The 22823-nt window shown below is 35.4% G+C and carries 20 protein-coding genes; 7 read left to right on the top strand and 13 right to left on the bottom strand.

All coding sequences use genetic code 11. The annotated features are described in order from the left end of the window. Positions 1 to 9: 9 nt before the first annotated feature. The 8 genes from ACS8MM_RS07990 to ACS8MM_RS07955 all read right to left on the bottom strand — a co-directional run bounded on the left by ACS8MM_RS07990 (position 10) and on the right by ACS8MM_RS07955 (position 9379). Positions 10 to 2931, bottom strand: coding sequence for a T9SS type A sorting domain-containing protein (locus ACS8MM_RS07990; protein ID WP_379715062.1), 2922 nt, complete (start codon positions 2929 to 2931; stop codon positions 10 to 12). 34 nt (positions 2932 to 2965) lie between these two features. Next, positions 2966 to 3478, bottom strand: a complete 513-nt coding sequence (locus tag ACS8MM_RS07985) for a hypothetical protein (protein ID WP_379715060.1) — start codon at positions 3476 to 3478, stop codon at positions 2966 to 2968. Positions 3479 to 3572: 94 nt separating this feature from the next. Continuing rightward, complete coding sequence (locus ACS8MM_RS07980) at positions 3573 to 5459, bottom strand: T9SS type A sorting domain-containing protein (RefSeq protein WP_379715058.1); 1887 nt, start codon at positions 5457 to 5459, stop codon at positions 3573 to 3575. 53 nt (positions 5460 to 5512) lie between these two features. Beyond that, positions 5513 to 6448, bottom strand: a complete 936-nt coding sequence (locus tag ACS8MM_RS07975) for a methionyl-tRNA formyltransferase (protein WP_379715056.1) — start codon at positions 6446 to 6448, stop codon at positions 5513 to 5515. Between the two features lies 1 nt (position 6449). Next, on the bottom strand, positions 6450 to 7601 hold the full coding sequence (locus ACS8MM_RS07970; protein WP_379715054.1) for an ABC transporter substrate-binding protein: 1152 nt from the start codon (positions 7599 to 7601) through the stop codon (positions 6450 to 6452). 38 nt (positions 7602 to 7639) lie between these two features. Next, positions 7640 to 8191, bottom strand: coding sequence for a phage tail protein (locus ACS8MM_RS07965; protein WP_379715052.1), 552 nt, complete (start codon positions 8189 to 8191; stop codon positions 7640 to 7642). Between the two features lie 35 nt (positions 8192 to 8226). Next, a complete protein-coding gene (locus ACS8MM_RS07960; protein ID WP_379715050.1) occupies positions 8227 to 8778 on the bottom strand; it encodes a phage tail protein in 552 nt (183 codons plus the stop codon). 49 nt (positions 8779 to 8827) lie between these two features. After that, on the bottom strand, positions 8828 to 9379 hold the full coding sequence (locus ACS8MM_RS07955; protein WP_379715048.1) for a phage tail protein: 552 nt from the start codon (positions 9377 to 9379) through the stop codon (positions 8828 to 8830). 153 nt (positions 9380 to 9532) lie between these two features. Here ACS8MM_RS07955 and ACS8MM_RS07950 point away from each other — a divergent pair, with 153 nt between their 5' ends. The 7 genes from ACS8MM_RS07950 to ACS8MM_RS07920 all read left to right on the top strand — a co-directional run bounded on the left by ACS8MM_RS07950 (position 9533) and on the right by ACS8MM_RS07920 (position 16277). Next, complete coding sequence (locus tag ACS8MM_RS07950; protein WP_379715046.1) at positions 9533 to 9886, top strand: hypothetical protein; 354 nt, start codon at positions 9533 to 9535, stop codon at positions 9884 to 9886. Positions 9887 to 9902: 16 nt separating this feature from the next. Then, positions 9903 to 10688, top strand: a complete 786-nt coding sequence (locus ACS8MM_RS07945) for a hypothetical protein (protein WP_379715044.1) — start codon at positions 9903 to 9905, stop codon at positions 10686 to 10688. A gap of 9 nt (positions 10689 to 10697) precedes the next feature. Then, the gene (locus ACS8MM_RS07940; protein ID WP_379715042.1) at positions 10698 to 11453 is read left to right on the top strand and encodes a hypothetical protein; all 756 of its coding nucleotides are present in this window, start codon (positions 10698 to 10700) and stop codon (positions 11451 to 11453) included. 651 nt (positions 11454 to 12104) lie between these two features. Continuing rightward, positions 12105 to 12899, top strand: coding sequence for a sensor histidine kinase (locus ACS8MM_RS07935; RefSeq protein WP_379715040.1), 795 nt, complete (start codon positions 12105 to 12107; stop codon positions 12897 to 12899). 2 nt (positions 12900 to 12901) lie between these two features. Beyond that, positions 12902 to 13579, top strand: a complete 678-nt coding sequence (locus ACS8MM_RS07930) for a response regulator (RefSeq protein ID WP_379715038.1) — start codon at positions 12902 to 12904, stop codon at positions 13577 to 13579. A gap of 322 nt (positions 13580 to 13901) precedes the next feature. Then, positions 13902 to 15113 (top strand): asparagine synthetase B, encoded by a 1212-nt coding sequence (locus ACS8MM_RS07925; protein ID WP_379715036.1) that lies wholly within the window; start codon positions 13902 to 13904, stop codon positions 15111 to 15113. 252 nt (positions 15114 to 15365) lie between these two features. Then, a complete protein-coding gene (locus ACS8MM_RS07920) occupies positions 15366 to 16277 on the top strand; it encodes a glutaminase (protein WP_379715034.1) in 912 nt (303 codons plus the stop codon). Positions 16278 to 16311: 34 nt separating this feature from the next. Here the strand turns inward: ACS8MM_RS07920 and ACS8MM_RS07915 are convergent, their stop codons facing one another. The 5 genes from ACS8MM_RS07915 to thrS form a co-directional block, all read right to left on the bottom strand. Continuing rightward, the gene (locus ACS8MM_RS07915; RefSeq protein ID WP_379715032.1) at positions 16312 to 18444 is read right to left on the bottom strand and encodes a S9 family peptidase; all 2133 of its coding nucleotides are present in this window, start codon (positions 18442 to 18444) and stop codon (positions 16312 to 16314) included. A 142-nt stretch (positions 18445 to 18586) separates the two neighbouring features. Then, entirely contained in the window at positions 18587 to 18931 is a 345-nt protein-coding gene (gene rplT, locus ACS8MM_RS07910; RefSeq protein WP_250600736.1) for a 50S ribosomal protein L20, read from the bottom strand. Between the two features lie 155 nt (positions 18932 to 19086). Continuing rightward, on the bottom strand, positions 19087 to 19284 hold the full coding sequence (gene rpmI, locus ACS8MM_RS07905) for a 50S ribosomal protein L35 (protein WP_379715030.1): 198 nt from the start codon (positions 19282 to 19284) through the stop codon (positions 19087 to 19089). 80 nt (positions 19285 to 19364) lie between these two features. Next, positions 19365 to 19859, bottom strand: coding sequence for a translation initiation factor IF-3 (infC, locus tag ACS8MM_RS07900; RefSeq protein WP_379718960.1), 495 nt, complete (start codon positions 19857 to 19859; stop codon positions 19365 to 19367). 77 nt (positions 19860 to 19936) lie between these two features. Further along, positions 19937 to 21883 (bottom strand): threonine--tRNA ligase, encoded by a 1947-nt coding sequence (gene thrS, locus ACS8MM_RS07895; RefSeq protein ID WP_379715028.1) that lies wholly within the window; start codon positions 21881 to 21883, stop codon positions 19937 to 19939. Positions 21884 to 22823: the final 940 nt, after the last annotated feature.

Here is a 22823-nt window from a genome sequence, read left to right as displayed (position 1 = left end):
AAGGATTAGTTATTTCTTTATAACTAATTTCTTTGTTGGAATGTTTGTTCCTTTGTTTCCTTTAACAAAGTAAGTTCCATCACTTAGTTTCTCAATATTGATCGTTGTTCTAGCATTTGCTTTTGCAGTAAAACTTTCTACAATTTGACCTAATTGATTTACAATTACAAAATTCCCATCGGTTTCTGTTTCAATAGTAAGACTTCCATTGTTTGGATTAGGATACATTTTGAACTTATCAAATAAATTAAAATCATCCGTGTCTAGCGTAGTTACGGTGATGCAACTTGAGGTAACGGTACAGCCACCGAAAGTGATTTCAGCTTTATAATCGCCAACAATAGAAGGAGTATACGTTTGATTTGTTTCTCCAGTTAGCAATGTATTAGGACAACTGTACCATTGATAGGTCGCACCATTTTGAGTTGCGGTTAATATACCAGCAGATTGCGTTACACTGGCATCAACAGCTGTTGGTTGAGTGATTGTAAAGTTTACATCTGTTGTACAAGAGTTCGCATCGGTAATAGTACATGTCCATGTGCCGGCAGTTAGACCAGTCACAGATGTTGTACCATCACCTGTTGGATTGCCAGGTGTCCAGTTGTAAGTATAGCCACCAGCACCACCAGATACAGGATTAATTGAAGCTGCACCGTTCGATCCGCCATTACAAGAAACATTGGTTTGTGAGGCCGCAGTAGCCGATAAAGCTGTTGGTTGTGTAATAGTAAAGTTAACCGCTGTTGTACAAGAGTTAGCATCTGTAACTGTACACGTCCAAGTGCCTGGCGATAATCCAAATACAGAAGTTGTTCCATCCCCTGATGGGTTTCCAGGAGTCCAATTGTAAGTATATCCACCAGCACCACCTGTAGGTGTATTTATTGAAGCTGAACCGTTCGATCCACCATTACAAGATACATTGGTTTGTGAAGCCGCAGATGACAATAAAGCGGTCGGTTGGGTAATGGTAAAGTTTCTAGCGGTAGTACAACCATTAGCATCGGTTACCGTACACGTCCAAGTACCAGCAGATAATCCAGATACTGAGGTTGTTCCATCACCTGTTGGGTTTCCAGGGGTCCAGTTGTATGTATAGCCACCAGCACCACCTGTAGCTGTATTTACAGATGCTGATCCATTTGATCCACCATTACAAGATATATTAGTTTGAGTATTTGCATTCAAGACTAAAGAAGTAGGCTGAGTAATTGTAAAGTTAATCGCTGTTGTACATGCATTGGCATCGGTAACAGTACACGTCCATGTCCCCGCAGTTAAACCAGTTACAGAAGTTGTTCCATCACCTGTAGGGTTACCTGGAGTCCAGTTGTAAGTATATCCACCAGCACCACCTGTAGCTGCGTTTACCGCAGCCGCTCCTGTCGAACCACCATTACAAGCAATATTCGTTTGTGAGCTTGCTGTTAGCGAAAGAGAAGGAGGTTGTGTAATTGTAAAGTTTCTAGCTGCAGTACAACCATTGGCATCAGTAACAGTACACGTCCAAGTTCCCGCTGTTAATCCGGTTACAGAAGTTGTTCCGTCACCTGTAGGGTTTCCTGGAGTCCAGTTGTAAGTATATCCACCCGCACCACCTGTAGCTGCGTTTACGGCAGCCGCTCCTGTCGAACCACCATTACATGCGATATTCGTTTGAGAACTAGCATTTAATACTAAAGCTGTAGGTTGTGTAATAGTAAAGTTAGTTGAGGCTGTACATCCAATAGCGTCGGTTACAGTACACGTCCAAGTACCTGCTGTTAGACCAGATACGTTCGTAGTTCCATCTCCAGTTGGATTTCCTGGTGTCCAATTGTAAGTGTATGGCCCAATTCCACCAGTTGCTGCATTAACTTGTGCCGCACCATTGGATCCGCCGTTACAAGCTATGTTGGTTTGGCTTGCGTTGGTTAACGAAGGTACCGAAATAGTAAGTGTTGCCGAATTTGAATTTGTGAAACAGGTTAATGGACCATTATAGGTTACACAACGGTATAAATAACCACTCATACCTGAAGTTGCGCCGGTTATGGTTAAAGTATTTGTTGTCGCGGTTGAATACACACCACCATTGGTTATGTCTGTAAATCCGCTTCCTGTGTTTACCTGCCATTGATATCCAGTAGCACCTGTAGCAGTAACCGCAAAAGTTGTATTTGCATTATTACAAATACTTCTATTTGCAGGTTGTGCAGTTATTGTTGGCGCAACACAAGCAGGGGTTTCAAATAATCTAAAATTATCTATGGCCCATTCTTCATTAGTACCATTTGAATAGGCTCTAATTCGGATGTCAAGGGTATTTCCAGTTCCGACGATGTTGCCTTGAATATCAGCGAAAGTGCCCGATAATATTGGCGTATTTCCCACACTATCGCCATCTGTATCTAATGCTAATGCTTTATTATCCGTTCCTGGACTAGTAGCATTATTAGCAAAAAATGCCAAAAGTCTGGTATAAGCCCCGGCACCATTGAATCGATATTCAACAATTACATAATCGGTATGCGAACCTCCTAAACTACCGTTTGCGTTTTCAAAAGCTGCGTTGATATTGTTTGCGGCGAAATAACCTCTGAATGAAAGCCCAGTTTTACCACTTACATTAATTCCTGTCCAATTGATCTCTTGTTCTTCTTGTCCGCCTCCAAGTGGTGTATCATGATCTTCACCTGCCCAAAATTTTGCACCTTCCAAATTTAGATATCCACCAGGTGAAAACATGGTTTGTATACCCGCATTATTTGTTCTGAAAAAATAAGCAGTAGCCGGAGAACCAGTACTGGATTCATTTTCCGGACTTCGTGTTCCGTTTGATGGTGCTCCAGCGTCTTCGAACGTATCACTCCAAAACTGTGTTTGTGCATGAAGGTTAAAAACACCAAAAAGTACCATTACTAAGAGCAATGTAATTTTTTGTTTCATTTTATTAAGTATTTAGTTTGTATCTGAAAATATTTTATTTTACCAATTTAAAATTGAAAAAAGAAGCTATTTCGTTTTCTAAATGTTGGTTTTTTGGACAATCATTATAGTCGAAATTTTTGTTGTAATTCCATTCGTCACTATGCAAGTTACAACCGCTGGTAGACAAATAGATATATCCTGTATAGGGTTTGTATCCTGTAGCCGTAATTTCAACTTTAACTTTTTTACTTATTTTGCCTTCATCGGTAAAACCAGATACAATAGCATAATCACCGTTAGAGGTTACTATATCTTGAGTTGAGTTAAAAAGTCGATTTGCTTTAGCTTTAACAGACATTTTACAATTCTCAATTGGTTTTAAAGTAGTTGCATCTAAAATTGCTCCTTGTAAAACAATTTTTTTAGATACCTTTCTAAGAGGTAATAAATCGATGACAGTACTTTTATCTTTTTCTGTAGTATTCGCCAATACGTCAGTTCCAGACATTGCTAAAATACCTATCGAAGCTATACTCACATTTTTTACAAACAATCTTCTTTTCATAATTTCTCAGATTTGATTTTTATAAGAATACTTTTCAATGATAATTGGGAATTATCATTGAAAAGTTTGGATTTTTTAATTGGATTTATAAAAACTATTTATTAATAATTATTTTTTTGGTAACCATTTTTGTACCGTCTGTACCTTTTACAAAGTAAATACCGTCAGATAAATGAGTAAGATTAATACTGTTTATTGTATTTGAAATTACCTTAAAAGTACTTACGGTTTGTCCTAATTGATTGACTACTTGAAAATCTCCATCGAAATCTGATTTTATATTCATCGTAGTACCATTATTAGGATTTGGATATAAAAGGAAAGATTTGTTTGCCACAAAATCATCGTTGCTTAATGTGCTGTCTAATAATCTTAAATTATCCATTGCCCATTCTTCGTTACTAGAATTAGAATGCGAACGTATTCTTATATCCATCGTAGTTCCTGTACCAACGATATTGCTCTCAAACTGTTGAAAATTTGTTGTTAGTATTGTACCATCTCCTATATTGTCTGAATTTGTATCGACAGCCAAAGATCTATTGTTTGTTCCAGAAGGAACATTGTTATTACCATAAAATTTCAGAATTGGTGTATATGAACCTCCATCAATTCTACATTCAACAATAATATAGTCGCTGTGTGTTGCTCCTAATGCTTGTGTGTCGAAGGCAGCTGAAGTATTGTTTGCTGCAAAAAGTCCTTTAAATACAAGATCTGTTTTGCCACTAATATTGATACCAGTCCAGTCGATTTGTTGTTCTTCGTTTCCTGCTACTGGTGCTCCGGATAACTCATCGTGATTTTCTCCAGCCCAAAATTTAGCTCCTTCGGATAATTGGTATCCACCACTAAGTGATGAAACTAAACTAATGTTAGCATTGGTTGTTCTTGTGAAATACGAAGTGAATGGGGAACCTGAACCCGAATTGCTTTCAGCTGTTCTAACTCCACTAGAAGGCGATCCTGTGTCTTCAAAAGTATCATTCCAAAATGAAGGCGTTGCATCTGGTACATAATTTACCACAGCATCACCATTCATTGTTGCCGTACAAAGCCCAACGTTTCTTGTTCCTATTACAGTATAAGTTCCTGATGTTGTTTGTACACCAAATGAAAGGGCAGCTCCTGTGCCTGCAACTGGTGACCCCACATTAGCTACACCATTTTTTAATTGATAAGTTACACCCACTTCTGAATTGGACAAACCAACTGAAATTGATGAACCAGTTCCACCGCCAGTAACATTGTATACAATTGGAGTAACACATGCTGGTCCTTCCTGAAGTCTGAAATTATCTATAGCCCATTCTTCACTACCACCATTCATGTAACTTCTAATTCTAATCGTTAAAATGGTTCCGGTTCCTGCGATTTGTTTCTCAAAAGTTTGAAAAGTTGAACTAAGTATTGTGCCATCACCTACATTATTTCCATCTGTATCTAATGATAATGACTTGTTATTTGAGCCGCTATTTATTCCGTTGTTTGCATAAAATCTTAAAAGTGGTTGATAAGAACCACCATCAATATTGTATTCTACAATAACGTAATCATTATGACCTGAGCCAAAAGTTGTGTTTTCAAATGCTGCAGTTGAATTGTTTGCAGCAAAAAGTCCACTAAAGTGTAAATTTGTTTTACCACTGATATTTATAGAGGACCAGGTGATTTGTTGTTCCTCTGTACCTGCTACAATTGCTCCAGTGATTTCATCATGATTTTCCCCGGCCCAGAACTTCGTACCTTCTCCAGATAAATACCCTCCACTAATAGAAGTTACTACATTGATACTAGCATTATCGGTTCTTGCAAAATAAGAAGTATACGGTGAACCGGTTCCAGTGTTGTTTCCCGGAGTTCTTGTACCGCTTGAAGGAGCTCCCGCATCCTCAAAGGTATCACTCCAAAAAACTTGTGCTTGCCCGCTAAAAACACTAAAGACAAGTAAGATGATTGATAAAGTAATTTTGATCTTCATTTTATTAAGTTTTTTAGTTATAGAATGTTTATGTTGTTTGTTCTTAATATTCTTTAGTTTAATACGTATTGATTTATTTTCTTTAATTTCGAATACTCTTTAGAAGTCATAATCCCTTCATCGGTGCTTAAAATTGTTATTCCAATCATTTCATTATCAGAGCAAGCAACTTTTAATAAGTCTTCGTCAGATAATGCTATGATAGTGCCAACTTGCAAGTCATCATGGTGTTCATCTAGAACAACTGCTGATATAATTTTGATTTGTTCACCAAGTAGGGTGGCATCTGCACCACTATTCCAAGGATTACAAGCATTTATCAAAGCAATGATTTCCTGGGCATTCATATTTTTCCAATTAATGTAGGTATCTGATAATTCTGGTTTTTCATAATAACAAGAATCATTTTCATCCTGAACAAAGTTGGGTATTTTAGAACCGTATTCTAACATATTTGCCACATTCAGAACGACTTGCGATATCCGGGTACTGATTTTGACGGTTAGACTACCGTAAGTTTCTTTTTTATCTATAGCAATGGGATCATTAAATATAATATTACCTTGATCAAAGCGGTTACTCATAAAATGGGCACAAATTGCCGTGTTATTTTCTTGATTTCTTAAAACCTCAAAAATGGGCATTGGACCTCTGTATCTTGGTAATGGACCGGGATGAAAATTGATAAATTTGTCATATCCGTAGGATAAAACAGATTCAGGTAATAGAAATGGAAATGAAATCGAAAAAATGTAATCCGGTTGTAGTTCATCTAACCAGTCACGCATTGCAGATAGCGATTTTCTTGTTGGAAAAGAATGAAAAGCCAATCCGCTGTTTGAAGCTTCATTTTCTAAAGCTTCCGTAACTGTTGTATTGCCTTTGCCAATTGCTATTCCATATAGAAATTTCTCAAATGCTAATAATTGCAATGTTTTGAAAGCGAACTTTCCACCACATAATACGACTATTTTCTTTTTGTTTTCCATATTATATACAAACGTAACTATTATACCAAGCGGAGGTGATTCCTTCTAATTCTTGACTATATAAATCATCAAAATAGTGGTTGGTATTTTCAATTGTTGAATTTATCAGTACCGAACAGTTTCCATTGGCATCAGGCACAATAGAAGCTTCGTATAAAGGAGCAATGGTTTGATTGTGCTTTGAATAAAATGTAATCATTCCTCTGGGACTTTTAAATTGAAACTCATTCAATCCTTCAATGACTTTCGGGATATTATTAGTGTTAGATTCTAAAAGAGATGCTATTTTTTTTACTAACTCGGCGCTTTCCCATCCCAATAATGAAAATATATTGGGTGTTTTTCCTAACGATTCGATTGTTTCAATAAATGCTTTGTTTTCCGGATTGATTATGTTTTTCGACCATGACGCAATACCATGAATATTATCACTTGGACAAATTACATTTTTCAACATCGTTTCTTCAAAACCAAAAGGAGCTAAAAAAATCGGAATGTTTGTACCATTAAATAAGGCTTTTATTTTTTCAAAATACCATTGTACATAATCGCCACTGAAAAGTGATAAAAAAGCAGAATCTGGATACGAATTCAGAAAACCGGTTAAAGGCTCCATGGTAAAATCCTCTTCTTTGTATCCAGTCGCATGATTGAAACAAATTGTACCGCCTTCATTTTCAAAACTTTTAGATAAGCTATAAGTTTGTAAATATCCGCCATCATAATAGCCTGTTATCATTCCACCTGTAGTATAGCCTTTTTTTATAGCTAATTTTGAAGATAAAAACGCTCCCAACGAATTATGAAGGGAATGATAAATTATATTGGGACAAACAGACCATTCCTGAGGCATATTGGCACCTGCATCGAGAACAATCAAAATTTTATTCGTTGCTAAGAATAAAGGACGTAACAACTCGGCCATTCTATGACCTATATAGGCTATAACCAGATCAGCACTTTCGTCCAATAATAACTTTTCTGCAGATCTATAACATTGTTGCTTATCAGCACCAAATCCTATATTCTCAGTAACAATCTTAAAATCCTCTAATCCTAATTTTTTTAAATTGGATTTGAGCCCTTCGAAGAGGTCAAATCCAATTGTTGTGTAATAAGTGGATTTAGGTAATAAAAGTCCAATTTTTCTCATTTATAGTATTCTTGACAATCGATTATTGTCTTTATTTTTTAGTTACGTGAAGGGAAAATTCCTTCAATGGCAATAGAATAATTGATTGTTAAGTATGGATTCAAAATGGAAAACGGTTGACTTCCACCAGCTGGTGCTGTAGATCCAGAAACAACAGGTGCTCCTAATGAAGCCGTTGGTGAAGCTGCAGGTCCAAAAGTGTCATTCACCGCATTCCCTATATAATTGTTAGCAGCGGCAGAATCTTCACTTGCAGCAGTCACAGGTATTCTTACATTTATCCCAGTAGCAGCATGATTGTGTATTGGCATATTGTTAGTGGTTAATGTAGCCGTTGTTGTACCTCCAACTTGTCCCATAACATAGTTTGGTAATCCTGGTCCAGTTCCTTGTCCAATGGGTGCACGACCTTGTAAATCAGGTAAAGCAAATGTAGTTTGACCATTCCCGCCATAGGTTGTACCTAATAATGAAAATAGCGCTGTGTTTTGAGCAATACTCATAATTTGACCTTGACAGGTTGCATAACCTCTTGGTGCAAAGTTGAATCCGAGAATTTTGATTTCTCCAATAAATGGTTCGGTAGACATAGTTTTATTTTTTGATTGTTAATAAATTAGCTGGATTAATTTCTTGAAGGGAAAATACCTTGAAGAGCAATAGAGTAATTAATTGTTAAATAAGGGTTTAGGACTGAAAAAGGTTGGCTCCCTCCAGCCAATGCTGTAGACCCAGAAACTACAGGAGCTCCTAATGAAGCTGTTGGGGAAGCAGCTGGACCAAAAGTGTCATTCACCGCATTCCCAATATAATTATTTGCAGCTGCAGAATCTTCACTTGCTGCAGTTACAGGTATTCTTACATTGATACCAGTTGCAGCATGATTGTGAACTGGCATGTTGATGGAAAGTAATGTCACATTCGTCGTTCCTGCCAATTCTCCCATACTATAAGGAGGTAATCCCGGACCTTGTCCTTGTCCTACGGGTACACGACCTCTTAGGTCAGGAAGGGCAAATGTAGTTTGACCATTTCCACCATAAGTGGTTCCTAATAATGAAAAAAGTGCTGTGTTTTGAGCTATACTCAAAATTTGACCGGAACAAGTAGCATAACTTCTCGGAGCAAAATCAAAGGCTAAAATTTTGATTTCCCCAATAAATGGTTCTGTAGACATAGTTTTAGTTAGTTTAAGTTTGACTATTACACAAATATATGCTTTTTATTTAATTTCTCGAAGGGAAAATTCCTTGAAGTGCAATTGAGTAATTAATTGTTAAATAGGGATTTAGTATTGAAAACGGTTGGCTTCCTCCAGCCAAAGCTGTAGCGCCCGATACTACTGGTGCTCCCAATGAATTTGTAGGTGAGGGAGCAGGTCCAAAAGTGTCATTTACCGCATTTCCAATATAATTATTGGTAGCAGCAGAATCTTCACTTGCCGCAGTTACTGGTATTCTTACATTGATTCCAGTGGCAGCATGATTGTGTATCGGCATATTGTTGGTAGTCAATGTCGTTGTAGTTGTACCTCCAACTTCTCCCATTGTATAAAAAGGTAATCCTGGCCCTTGACCTTGACCAATAGGCATACGACCTTGTAAATCAGGAAGCGCAAATGTAGTTTGCCCATTTCCACCATAGGTAGTGCCTAGCAATGAAAAAAGTGCTGTATTTTGAGCAATAGATAATATTTGGCCTTGGCAAGTTGCATAACTTCTTGGGGCAAAGTTAAAACCGAAAATTTTGATTTCCCCAATAAATGGTTCTGTAGACATACAATTAAAGTTTAAAAGTTAATTTTTCTTTGAAACTGCTAATTTATCGTATAACTAAAAATAGGCTATAGGTATTTTTACTTGTTTTTCAATGAAGCCTTTTTTAATTGAATTATAGTATTATTTTTGTTAAATAAACAAACTTTTAAAATTATGAAAGAAAACACTATTACTTTAGAACAAGCGCAAAAATGGGCCGCTAGATGGAGAAATGAAGAAGGAACGTATAATGCACACAACAAATTAAAAGCGTTCTTAATCCCTAAAGTGGATATTATAGAAGTTTTAGCGGAAGATATTGATGCAGCTAGAGCATACATTGGGATCGATGATGATGGAGTAGAACGCCTTATGATTGTTGGTACAAAATACGATCCGAAAACAGATACTTATGTTGATATGATTTCCGGAACCACAAATGGGGAAACTTTGGTTGAAGGAGATATTTATGACTTTACACAACCTTGCCCAGATACGTGTGACAGGAAAAGTCCTTTATATCTTTAAATTAAAATTTAACATTGTGAAAAGAAAATTATTAGGATCTTTTTTAATCTTTTTAGCTTTAGAATCATGTCAAAAGGAGGATTTAAAAATCGAAAATTCAAGTGAGTCAAATTTTGTTGCTTTTCAAAAAAAATGGAAAGAAGCTGAACTAAATTCTAATGCATTAAAAATACAAGGGAATTCAACGTGTTATTTGTTTTCTAAAGAAACTATAAATGGATTGCTACTAAACACGCATGTAGTAAATTTTAGATTTGTGCTGGGGCTGACAAATGAAAAGTTAGACATAAAAGTGCAAGGTGTCGATTTGGAAGGTGTAAATAGGGGAGTTGTTAATTCTATAATTTCTAATGATAGGTCAGTAGCCTCTGTTTTAAAGGTATTGCATACATCAACTCTAAAATCTTCGAGCAATAGATCGATTGTTGGACAACATTTATTAGAACCCAAAGTAGCTTTTGATTATATAAATAAATGGAATACTAAATTGAAAAATGCTACAGGGGTAGAAGATGTTGTTTCCTATGATATGGAGCGTATAAGACATTTTAGTATTGAAAAAGAAGTTATAACTGAAATAGCTAAATCCAACGGGTTTAAATATTTGGGGGTGTTTTTTGGTATTAACCCAGAAGGGAAATTGACAACTGTTTTAGTAGGTTTAGATGAAAACAAAAATATAATATTACCATCTTCTCTTTCTAGAGATGCTAGTGAATTAGGAGGAGTTTATGATTTTACAAAACCTTGTCCTAATACTTGTGACCCTGGAAGTTCATTAAATAGGCAAATGAGTCAATAGTTTGATACTATGAGAAAAAAAATAATTGGATCTTTTTTAATCTTTTTAACTTTAGTGTCATGCCAAAAGGAGGATTTAAAAATCGAAAATTCAAATAAATCAAGTTTTTTTGATTTTCAAAAAAAATGGGAAGAGGCCGAACTAAATCCTAATCTATTAAAAAAACAAGGAAATTCAACGTGTTATTTGTTTTCTAAAGAAACTATAAATGGATTGCTACTAAACAGGGATGTAGTAAATTTTAGATTTTTGTTGGGGCTGACAAATGACAAGTTAGACATAAAAGTGCAAGGTGTCGATGTAGAAGGTGTAAACAAGGGAGTTGTAAATTCAATAATTTCTAAAGATAAGTCAAATGCCTCTTTTTTAAAGGTATTGCATACATCAGCACTAAAATCTTCGGATAATAAATCGATTGTTGGACAACATTTATTGGAACCCAAAGTAGCTTTTGAATATATAAATAAATGGAATACCAAATTAAAAAATGCTACAGGGGTAGATGATATTGTTTCCTATAATATGGAGCGTATAAGACATTTTAGTATTGAAAAAGAAGTTATCACTGAAATAGCTAAATCCAAACGGTTTAAATATTTAGGAGTGCTTTTGGGTATTAATCCAGAAGAAAAATTGACAACTGTTTTAATAGGTTTAGATGAAAACGAGAGCATAATAGAGTCATCTTCACTTTCTAGAGATGCTAATGAATTTTTAAGTGTTTATGATTTCACAAAACCTTGTCCGGATACTTGTAATAAATGAGGTAACTTTTAAGTAAAGATGATTGTAGAAATTGTTGCGGATTTAGGGTATTTACTTTTATTATTAAATATAATTCTTTTTACTATAGGTTTTTCCAATAAAGGAAAAGCCTATAGGATTTTTTTAAGCTATTTGATAATTATCTTTTTTATTCAAATAATTGCGAAGGTTTTTAATTATTTTAATTACAATAACTTATTTCTTTCGCATTTTTATTTTGTTCTGCAATTTATATTGTTGAGTTATTTCTATTTGAACTTAGATTTGAATGAATTTCAAAAAAAAACTATCAAAATGGGATTTCTTTTGTGCTTGTCGGCGTTAACTGTACAATACTTTTTGGATAGAAATTTTTTTACAAAATTTAATTTATTTGAAATTTTTATCACCTCATTTTTACTAATTATATATGCTACATTTTATTTGTATAATTTATTAAATGAGAGAAGGGATTTCTATTATGTGAATTTAGGGGTTTTAATTTACCTGTTTGGAAGTACTGTTATTTTTTTAGCAGGAAATTTATCTATCCTTTATGAGTTGAAATTGAAATTTAGTATATGGGTACTTAATGCTCTACTATATGTGATCTATCAGTTATTTATTTTTATGGAATGGAAAAAAAACTTTTCAGAAAAGGAATTATAAAAAATGGATAATAACAGCACAATTCAGCAAAATGAGCTTATAAGCGCAATTATATATACATTCAGTGGTTTTTTGTTGATGGCGTTGGTATTGGTATTGTTTTTTTATTTTTCAAGAAAAAAAATCATACAAAAGGAAATTGAAAAGAAAAATTTAGAGGTAAATTATCAAAAAGAATTACTGCATTCAATTATAGTAACTCAAGAAGAAGAAAGAAAGAGAATAGCACAGGATTTACACGATGATATTAGTTCTAAATTAAACATTGTTTCCTTAAATAGCCATCTTCTTACAGCAGATAACTTATCGGAAACCGAAATTCATACCATTTCTGCCAATATTATTAATTTGACTACAAAAGCGCTGGATAATTCAAGAAGAATTGCGCATGATTTGTTGCCTCCTGTACTAGAGAAATTTGGGTTACATGCAGGTGTTGAAGAATTGTGTTTTGAGATAAACAGCAGTAAGTCAATACAAATAGAATACATGAATTCCGTTACGTTTGAGTACGAAGATATTCACAAGCATTTACACGTTTTTAGGATAATTCAAGAGTTGTTTAATAATTCTATAAGACACGGGAAAGCTACCAAAATAAACCTTTCTTTTGAACAGAAAAACGGATTCGTGTATTGTTATTTTACGGACAATGGAATTGGCTTTGATACTAAAAAAATGGAGAACCAGAAAGGATTGGGAATGAAAAATATTGAAAGCCGAATTAGCTTTCTTAATGGAGCTATAGAGGTAAATTCTGAAATAAATAGAGGAACACAGGTAACGTTTAATTTTTGAAAATGGAAAATACGATTAAAATCATTTTGGCTGACGATGAAGTTCTTTTCAGAAAAGGAATCTCTTTTTTATTGGAAAGGGAGAAAAATTTTGAAATCATTTTTGAAGTATCCAATGGTGAAGAACTCGTTTCTTTTTTGAAAGAAAGTACCATTCATCCGGATATCATCATGATGGATTTGAAAATGCCTCAACTGAACGGTGTGGAAACTACCCGTATAATACATAATGATTTTCCGGATATTAAAATAATTGCATTAACGAGCTACGATTCAAAGTCATTTATTGCGAATATGATTGGTATTGGTGCGGCTTCTTATTTAGTCAAAAATACAACACCAACGGAAATGATTAAAACAATCAATGAAGTGTACCAGAAAGGAATTCATTATAATGAACAGGTATTGAAAATACTGCAAGAAGGAATTACTTCCTCAGTAAAGCAAAACAGAACCTTATTTGATGAAGATTATTTAACGAATAGAGAAAAAGAAGTACTACTGTTGATATGTAAGCAACTCAATACTCACGAAATTGCCGACAAACTTTTTATTAGCCCCAGAACTGTCGAAGGCCACAGAAACAATTTGCTACTTAAGACTGAATCTAAAAATGTGGCAGGATTAGTAGTATACGCAATTCAAAATAAAATAATTGCTGTCGAAGATTTAATGATTTGAGACAAGGTTTGAAATGGCCAAGAAATAATAAATTACCAAAAGCAAAGCCAATAGTAATACGCCCAATTTTTTAAAGGGATACGTAGCACTCTTTCTGATTTTATCCTCCAATGGCTGAATAGCTTTCATTTGTTAAGCTTTCAAATGGTTAAGTGTCAAAGTTAACGCATTGCAGTTGCTTTAAATTGCGTATTTATACGTGTTTTAGTATAGCTATAACAGTTTATTAGAAAAGAACTGATTATATTTGAATAGAAATATAATGAAGATGCGATTCCAAAAAATAGTTTTTTGTACTGTTTTGTTTTTGATTTCATTTGCAATGAGATCCAATTACGTATTGCTTCCTATGGATGAGAATTCTCAAAAAAACCATCTGAAAGCTTATGGAATAACCTATTGGGCTATAGAAAAACAATACAAAGCCAGCTGGTTGCTTAACTATCGTGGCGGTTCTTTTTTATTACCGGATGCCGGCGAAATCAAGAAAGAATGTCAGATAAGAGGGGTTAGTTTTGAAATACTCTCGGATGGAGAAACCAATCAACTCTTAGCCGAAATCGCTTCTCCTTCTCAAAATATGGAAGTAGTGGCTTTGGAAAAAGCACCTAAAATTGCCGTGTATACACCAAAAGGAAAACAACCATGGGACGATGCCGTAACCTTGGTGCTTAATTATGCTGAAATTCCATATAAAGAGGTATACGATGAAGAAGTTTTAAGTGATCAATTGTTATTGTACGACTGGTTGCATTTACATCATGAAGATTTTACCGGACAATATGGGAAATTCTATGCCAATTACCGGAATATGCCGTGGTACATCGAACAGAAAAAAGAAGCAGAAGCACTTGCCAATAGATTAGGTTATAAAAAAGTGGCTGAAGAAAAATTGGCGGTTAGCAAGAAAATTAGAGATTTTGTCATCGGTGGTGGTTTTATGTTTGCTATGTGTTCAGCTACCGACAGTTTCGATATTGCGTTGGCTGCCGAAGGGGTTGATATTTGTGAAACTATGTTTGATGGTGATCCAAGTGAATCCAATTATCAGTCGAAAATCGATTTTAGTAAAACGTTTGCTTTCAAAAATTTTGTTTTGGAACGCAGACCAGAAAAATATGAATTCTCGAATATTGATATGACAGAAAAAAGAGTGGTGCCTTTCGAAAAGGATTATTTTACGTTGTTAGAGTTTTCAGCAAAATGGGATGTAATTCCGTCGATGTTGTGCCAAAATCATACTCAATTGGTGAAAGGTTTTATGGGGCAAAGTACTTCTTTTGACAGGGAGTTAATCAAATCCAATGTCTTGGTTATGGGAGAGTGCCAAATTAATGGTGAAGCAAGATATATTCATTCTCAAAAAGGAAAAGGTTTCTTTACTTTTTATGGAGGGCATGATCCGGAAGATTATCAACATCGTGTTGGTGATGAGCCTACTACACTTGATTTACACCCCAATTCACCAGGTTATAGATTGATCCTAAACAATATTTTATTTCCAGCTGCTAAAAAGAAACATCAGAAAACATAGTTTTTTTCTGTAAGGATACAATAAAAAAATAGTATTTTTGTTGTATAGACAAACCAAACCCTAAGTTGCCCAATGAATAAAGATTCTGATTTTAGAATCACTTATAAAGATGTATTGTACGTGATTGCTGTATTTTTTTTAATAGTTATTATACTAGTCGCATAATCTAATCTAAGTGAAAATAAAAAGTCCCAAAGTCATTCGTGTTGAGTTTGGGATTTTTTAGTACTACATTAGCAGAAATTTTAGCAAATGAACTATTCAGGAATTCTTAACGATATCTATAATGAAGCGAAACTACAACCCAAAATAGGGCAGGTAGCGACTTCAATTCCAGAATTGGCTTCCATCTCTCCGGACAAATTTGGAATGCATCTTTTGACAATTCAAGGAGAAGATTATCACATCGGTGATGCTGCTGAAAAATTTTCAATACAATCGGTTTCCAAAGTATTATCTCTAACTCTTGCTTTTTCTTTTATTGGTGAAAAAATATGGGAAAGAGTAGGTGTAGAACCTTCGGGTAATCCGTTCAATTCATTGGTTCAGCTCGAATATGAAAAAGGAATTCCAAGAAATCCTTTCATCAATGCGGGTGCCTTGGTGATAGCCGATATATTGGTTTCGGAATTGAATAATCCAAAAGAGGATTTTTTGAATTTTATAAGGGAGGTTTCGGGCTATGATACAATCGATTTTAACCATTATGTTGCCAATTCTGAAAAGGCTACCGGATTTAGAAATGCAGCATTGGCCAATTTTCTCAAATCGTTTGGGAATATAAAAAATGATGTAGAGCAAGTACTCGATTTTTATTTTTATCAATGTGCTATCGAAATGACTTGTAAAGAACTAGCACACTCATTTTATTTCTTTGCTAACGAAGGAAAAACGAAAGCGGGAAAGCAAATATTGAATAATAGTCAAGTCAAACGATTGAATGCAATTATGCAAACCTGCGGGTTTTATGACGAATCCGGTGAGTTTACCTATAAGGTTGGGTTGCCTGGAAAGAGTGGAATAGGCGGGGGAATTGTAGCGCTTTATCCTAAGAATTTTGTGGTAGCTTCCTGGTCACCCCGATTGAATGAAAAAGGAAATTCGGAATTGGGAATGTTCGCTCTGGAACAATTGACAACCAAAACCGGAATGTCTATATTTTAAATAAAAGAGTCACTAATCAGTGGCTCTTTTTATTTTATTTGTTGTTTTCGATTACATAATCCAAAACTTTCTGAATCAAATGTACTCGGTCTTTGCCTATTACATTGTGCTTGTGCATTGGATAAGGGAAATAATCCACTTGTTTTTGCACTTCAACAAACTTCTTAACCAAAGATAGGTTATGTTGTTCTAAAACCACATCATCGCTTGTGCCGTGAATCAATAACAATTTTCCTTTTAAGTCTTTGGCATAATTCAATACGCAGGCTTCATCATATCCTTTAGGATTTTCTTCAGGAGTGTCCATATAACGCTCTCCATACATGATTTCATACCATTTCCAATCAATTACTGGACCACCTGCTACACCCACTTTGAAAATATTGGGTTGACGTAACATTAATGAAGTGGTCATGAATCCTCCAAAACTCCATCCGTGAACCGCTAAACGGTTGGCATCCACATAGGGTAACGATTTTAAGTACTCAATTCCTAATAGTTGATCTTCGATTTCATGGACTCCCAATCTGCCGTGAATGGCGCTTTCAAATGCTACTCCTCTGTTGTCTGATCCTCTGTTGTCTAATGTAAATACTAAATAGCCTTGCTCAGCCATATAATACATCCATAAATTAGCGCCGTCCAAATATGAGTTGGTAATCAACTGGGCATGTGGACCACCATAAACATATACCAAAACCGGATATTTTTTGTTGGGATCGAAATTACTTGGTTTGATAACACGGGTAAATAAATCGGTTACACCATCTGTCGATTTAATGGTTTTGATATCCGCCGTACCCATGAAGTAATCCGCATATTTATTTGCACTCTCTAAAAGTAGCTTGGATTTTAAACTTTTATCGTATAAAACAGATTTTGACGGTGTTGCATGGTTAGAATATTCATCCAAAATCCAATTGCCGTCAGAACTAACAGCTAAGGTATGTACTCCTTGGTCTTTAGTGATTAGGGTTTGTTTTCCTTTTAAATCTACTTTATAACCCAACATATTAGTGCCGTTTTCTCCGGTAGCCATAAAATAAATTTCAGTACCAGCTGTGTTCGTTCCTAAAATTGTTCGGGTTGGGAATTTATTCTGCGTTAGCTTTTTAATTAATCTTCCTTCTAGATTATAGTAGTACAAATTGTTGAATCCGTCTTTCTCCGAAATCCAAATGAAGTTGTTGGTTTTTGCTGATGGGAAGAATGCTTCATGTTCAGGTTCTATCCACTTGGTACTTTTTTCATTCAGTATGGTATGAACAAATGCACCCGAATTCGCATCGTACAAATTCAAATTCATGTCATTCTGACCGCGATTTAGTTCCGCTATGATGATGTATTTTTCATCCGGTGTCCAACTTAAATTGGTCAGGTAATCGTTCGGATTTCCTTTTGGTGCAATGAAAACGGTTTTGCCAGTTGACACATTGTAAATACCAACTTTTGGTTTTTCGGATGATTGACCCGCCATTGGGTATTTAATATTGACCAATTTTCCTGGTGTTTGAGTAATGTCTAACAATGGATAGTTGGCAACCTCAGATTCATCTTTTTGGTAGAAAGCCAAAAAGTTTGATTTTGGTGACCAGAAAATACCGCCATTAATACCGAATTCATTTCTCGCTATCGATTGGCCTGATATGATTTCAGGATTACTTTCGTTAGTTACTGCAATTTTTTCCTGATTTTGATTGTAGAAATATAAATTGTTTTTTTCGGTAAAGGCTAACTTTTGTTTCGCTTTATCAAAGGTTAGGTTGTCTGCGCCTTCTCCAATCTGTTGTATTTTTTTTCCTGTTTTAGTAGGAATATTGTAAGTATAATAGTTTGCACCATCAGTGAGTAAAACCGTAGTGGCGTCAATCCATTCCAATCCTCCAAAATTCTTCAGTTTGGTACCTAATGCTTCATTAATTTCGGTAAGCTTTAAGTATTCTGAAGTCGTGTTGTCTGTGGCTTGAGCTGTTACCATTTTGGTCCAAGCATCAGTGTAGTACACATATTTGTTGGTATTCGGTATCCACTGAAAACCGGTTAGTCGGTCCGCTCTGAATTGTCTGTTTTGTTGTAAAACCGATTCTTCTAAAGTTAGTTTTTTGCTTTGGGCAAAAGCACCGATACTTAAAGAAAGGCTCAACACCAAAAGTATTCTTTTATTCATAATAGAGTAATTTGATTTGTTGGCAAATGTATTAAAAATGAGATACTAATGTTTAATTTTTAGAAAACCTTAAGAAATAAAAAATCCCATTCGTTAGAATGGGATTTGAGGTAAGTAAGTCAAATATATTGTTAAACGTTTATTATTTTACTTTGTTAAGAATAGCTTTGAAAGCTTCTGGGTGATTCATCGCTAAATCAGCTAATACCTTACGGTTTAACTCGATGTTGTTCGCTTTGATTTTACCCATGAATTGAGAGTAAGACATTCCTTCTAATCTTGCACCAGCGTTAATACGCATAATCCATAAAGAACGGAAGTTTCTCTTTTTTTGCTTTCTGTCACGGTAAGCATAAAGCATTGCTTTTTCTACCGCATTCTTAGCAACTGTCCAAACGTTTTTTCTACGACCAAAGAAACCTTTGGCTTGCTTCATTATCTTTTTTCTTCTTGCTCTTTTAGCAACTGAATTTACTGATCTTGGCATAATTTTACTTTTTTTTGAAGTAAGGCGTTCTGATCGATATCAGACTCTTAATAAAGCCCACCCCAGGGTTATTGATTTTTTTAACCAAAGAACTTGAAAGTTCTATGTTATAAAATTGTATTCTCTAAGCCTTCGCTCAAAGTGTACAGTTTTTATTACATCATTCTTAATTGTTCTTTAACACTTCTCTCATCTGATGGGTGAACCAATGCAGAGTGAGTTAACGCTAATTTACGTTTTTTAGACTTTTTAGTCAAAATGTGACTTTTAAAAGCGTGTTTTCTTTTAATTTTTCCAGAGCCAGTAACTTTAAAACGTTTCTTAGCACTAGATTTAGTTTTCATTTTAGGCATAATTTCCCAAATTTATTTAATTCAACTTACTTACTTATCTTGGCTGTAAGCTTTAAGCAATTGCTTATAACTTGTAGCTATTATTTTTTCTTTTTCGGAGTAATGAACATAATCATTCTCTTTCCTTCAAGAACAGGCATAGCTTCTACTTTACCAACTTCTTCTAAGTCCTGAGCCAATCGTAATAATAAGATTTGTCCTTGCTCCTTATAAATGATAGAACGTCCTTTAAAGAATACGAAAGCTTTCAATTTCGCACCGTCTTTCAAGAATTTCTCTGCATTCTTCTTTTTGAATTCATAATCGTGCTCATCTGTCTGAGGCCCAAAACGAATCTCTTTAATTACAATTTGAGTAGATTTTGCCTTTAGTTCTTTCTCACGCTTCTTCTGCATGTAAACGAACTTCTTATAGTCCATGATTTTACATACCGGCGGTTCTGCGTTCGGAGAAATCTCAACTAAATCTAATTCTAGTTCATCTGCTAAACGTAAAGCTTCTGAAGTTTTTACTACTCCTGGTTCTACATTATCTCCTACAAGACGTACTTCTGGAACACGAATGAATTGATTGATTCTGTGCTCGTCTTTTTTTTCTACTCTGGGTTGAAATCCCCTGTTGTTTCTAATTGCGATAACTTTTAATTTTTTAGTTAAACATCAAATGACTTTAATGATTTGTTCACTTCTTCGTTAACAAGAGCAACAAACTCATCTATTTTAATGGTAATATTTCCTTTTCCTTCTTGACCGTGACGTCGTACCGATACCGTTCCGTTTTTCTCTTCTTCTTCGCCGACAATCAGCATAAACGGGTATTTCTTCACTTCAGCCTCACGGATTTTCTTACCGATCGTCTCGTTACGGTTGTCAATTAGGGCGCGAATTTCGTGATTTTCTAGCAAATCTGAAACTTTTTTCGCATAATTTTCATATTTCTCACTCAAACTAAGGATAATAGCCTGCTCCGGCATCAACCAAAGTGGGAAATTTCCTCCTGTGTGCTCTAATAAAATCGCAATAAAACGTTCCATCGATCCAAAAGGCGCTCGGTGAATCATTACCGGTCGGTGTAATTCATTGTCCGCTCCTTTGTAGGTTAAGTCAAAACGCTCTGGTAAGTTGTAGTCTACCTGAATGGTTCCTAACTGCCAGCTTCTTCCTAATGCATCTTTTACCATGAAGTCAAGTTTCGGGCCATAGAAAGCGGCTTCTCCTGCTTCAATAACATAGTTCAAACCTTTGTCTTTCGCTGCGCTGATAATTGCATTCTCTGCTTTTTCCCAGTTTTCAACACTTCCGATGTATTTGTCAGGATTGCTTAAATCACGTACCGATACTTGTGCAGTGAAGTTTTCAAACCCTAATGATCCGAATACATACAATACCAAATCAATTACATTTTTGAACTCCTGATCCAATTGATCTGGTGTACAAAATAAATGCGCATCATCCTGAGTAAATCCTCTCACACGTGTCAATCCGTGTAATTCTCCTGATTGCTCATAACGGTATACAGTACCAAATTCAGCATAACGCTTCGGTAAGTCTTTATACGACCAAGGTCTAGCATTGTAAATTTCACAGTGGTGCGGACAGTTCATCGGTTTTAGTAAAAACTCTTCGCCTTCTGCCGGTGTATGAATCGGTTGGAAACTGTCTGCTCCATATTTTGCATAATGTCCAGAAGTAACATACAATTCTTTCTGACCAATGTGTGGAGAAACTACTTGCTCGTAACCTGCTTTTTTCTGTGCTTTTTTCAAAAATTGCTCCAAACGATCGCGTAACGCAGCTCCTTTTGGTAACCATAACGGTAAACCTTGACCTACGCGTTGCGAGAAATGAAACAATTCCAATTCTTTTCCTAGTTTTCTGTGATCACGTCGCTTCGCTTCTTCAAGTAACTCCAAATAATCAGTCAAGTCTTTTTGTTTCGGGAATGAAATTCCGTACACACGTGTCAACTGCTTGTTCTTTTCGTCACCTCTCCAGTACGCACCCGCAACCGAAAGGATTTTCATCGCCTTGATGATTCCTGTGTTCGGGATGTGTCCTCCACGACATAAGTCGGTGAAAGTGGAGTGATCACAAAACGTAATCGTTCCGTCTTCTAAATTCTGGATCAATTCGGTTTTGAATTCGTTGTTTTTGTATAGTTCTAATGCTTCTGCTTTAGTAGCGGAGCGCATTTTGAATTCGTGTTTTTCACGAGCAATTTCAAGTACTCTGTCTTCAATTTTCTTGAAATCAGCATCGGTAATTTTTTGATCGCCAAAATCTACATCATAGTAAAATCCTCTCTCGATTGCTGGACCAATTGTTAGTTTGATGCCAGGGTATAACTCTTCAAGAGCTTGCGCCATCACGTGCGAAGTCGAATGCCAGAATGCTTTTTTACCATCTGCATCATTCCATGTAAATAATGTAAGCGTACCATCGGTCGTTAATTGGGTTTCGGTTTCAATCGTTGTAGCGTTAAAAGAAGCCGAAATCACATTTCTTGCTAAACCTTCACTGATAGATTTAGCCACATCCATAGGAGTTACGCCACTTGCGTACTCTCTAACCGAACCGTCTGGTAAAGTAATCTTAATCATTATTGTTAATTTAAGTCCGCAAATATATACCTTTCGCAAAACACATACAATATATATAGGTATATTCTTTCGTGTAACTAGTGATTAGTAGTTAGTGATTAGTGAAGAGTCCTTGGTCTTTAATGAGTGCAACCGACGATTAGCGTCTAAGTAATCTGAATTGTTTAAGTAGTCTAGATAATGGCGTGCCCCTTCGTTCCTTCGGGTCGCGTGTTCCGTTGTATCTTTTGTCTATTGCCATAGGTTGTATTTGGATAAGTTCAAACGCTACTCTGGGCAATAGATAAAAGGATGCCACTGCACCCGCTCACGCGAACATTGGGTTCAAAGAAAGTACACCTATATATATAGGAGTAAATATATAGGTGTGTAGAATTCGAAACAACTAAGTAGTTAACCCTGTCAGCGGTTTCCAACCCTGACAGCGGTTGCTTCCAAAAGTAGAACTTAGTAAAGCCGTTGATTTCAATAGCCTGCCACAAGAATTACAATGATGATAATCCCTAAATAGGGTATAAGGTTTGTATCGAATTGTTCAAAGTAGTATTAAAGTAGTATCAAAGTAATATCAAAGTAGTATCAAAGTAGTATCAAAGTAGTATCAAAGTAGTATCAAAGTAGTATCAAAGTAGTATCAAAGTAGTATCAAAGTAATATAAAGGTAGTGTTAGGCTAATAGTAAAGGATATAAAATCATGCCATCGCTCCTGCTAAAAGCCTACTTTATGTATTGTATAGTGCAATGGTGATAGGGTAGTGTAGCGGATGTGCTACAAAGCTGAAAAAAACTTTAACGTCTAACTTACTGAGGTTCAGATGGAGTAAAAAAAAGATGTAAAAAAGGTTATGAAAAGGTTAGGAAATGTAAAAAGAAGTGGTACTTTTGCACCCGCATTGAACAACAAGTGACATGCGAAACCGCAAAGTTCTTTATAATAAT

Source organism: Flavobacterium sp. MAHUQ-57 (assembly GCF_051908335.1).
Taxonomy (GTDB): Bacteria; Bacteroidota; Bacteroidia; order Flavobacteriales; family Flavobacteriaceae; genus Flavobacterium.
The sequence above is the reverse complement of the archived record's forward strand: the minus strand, read 5'-3'. Positions and strand labels throughout refer to the sequence as shown.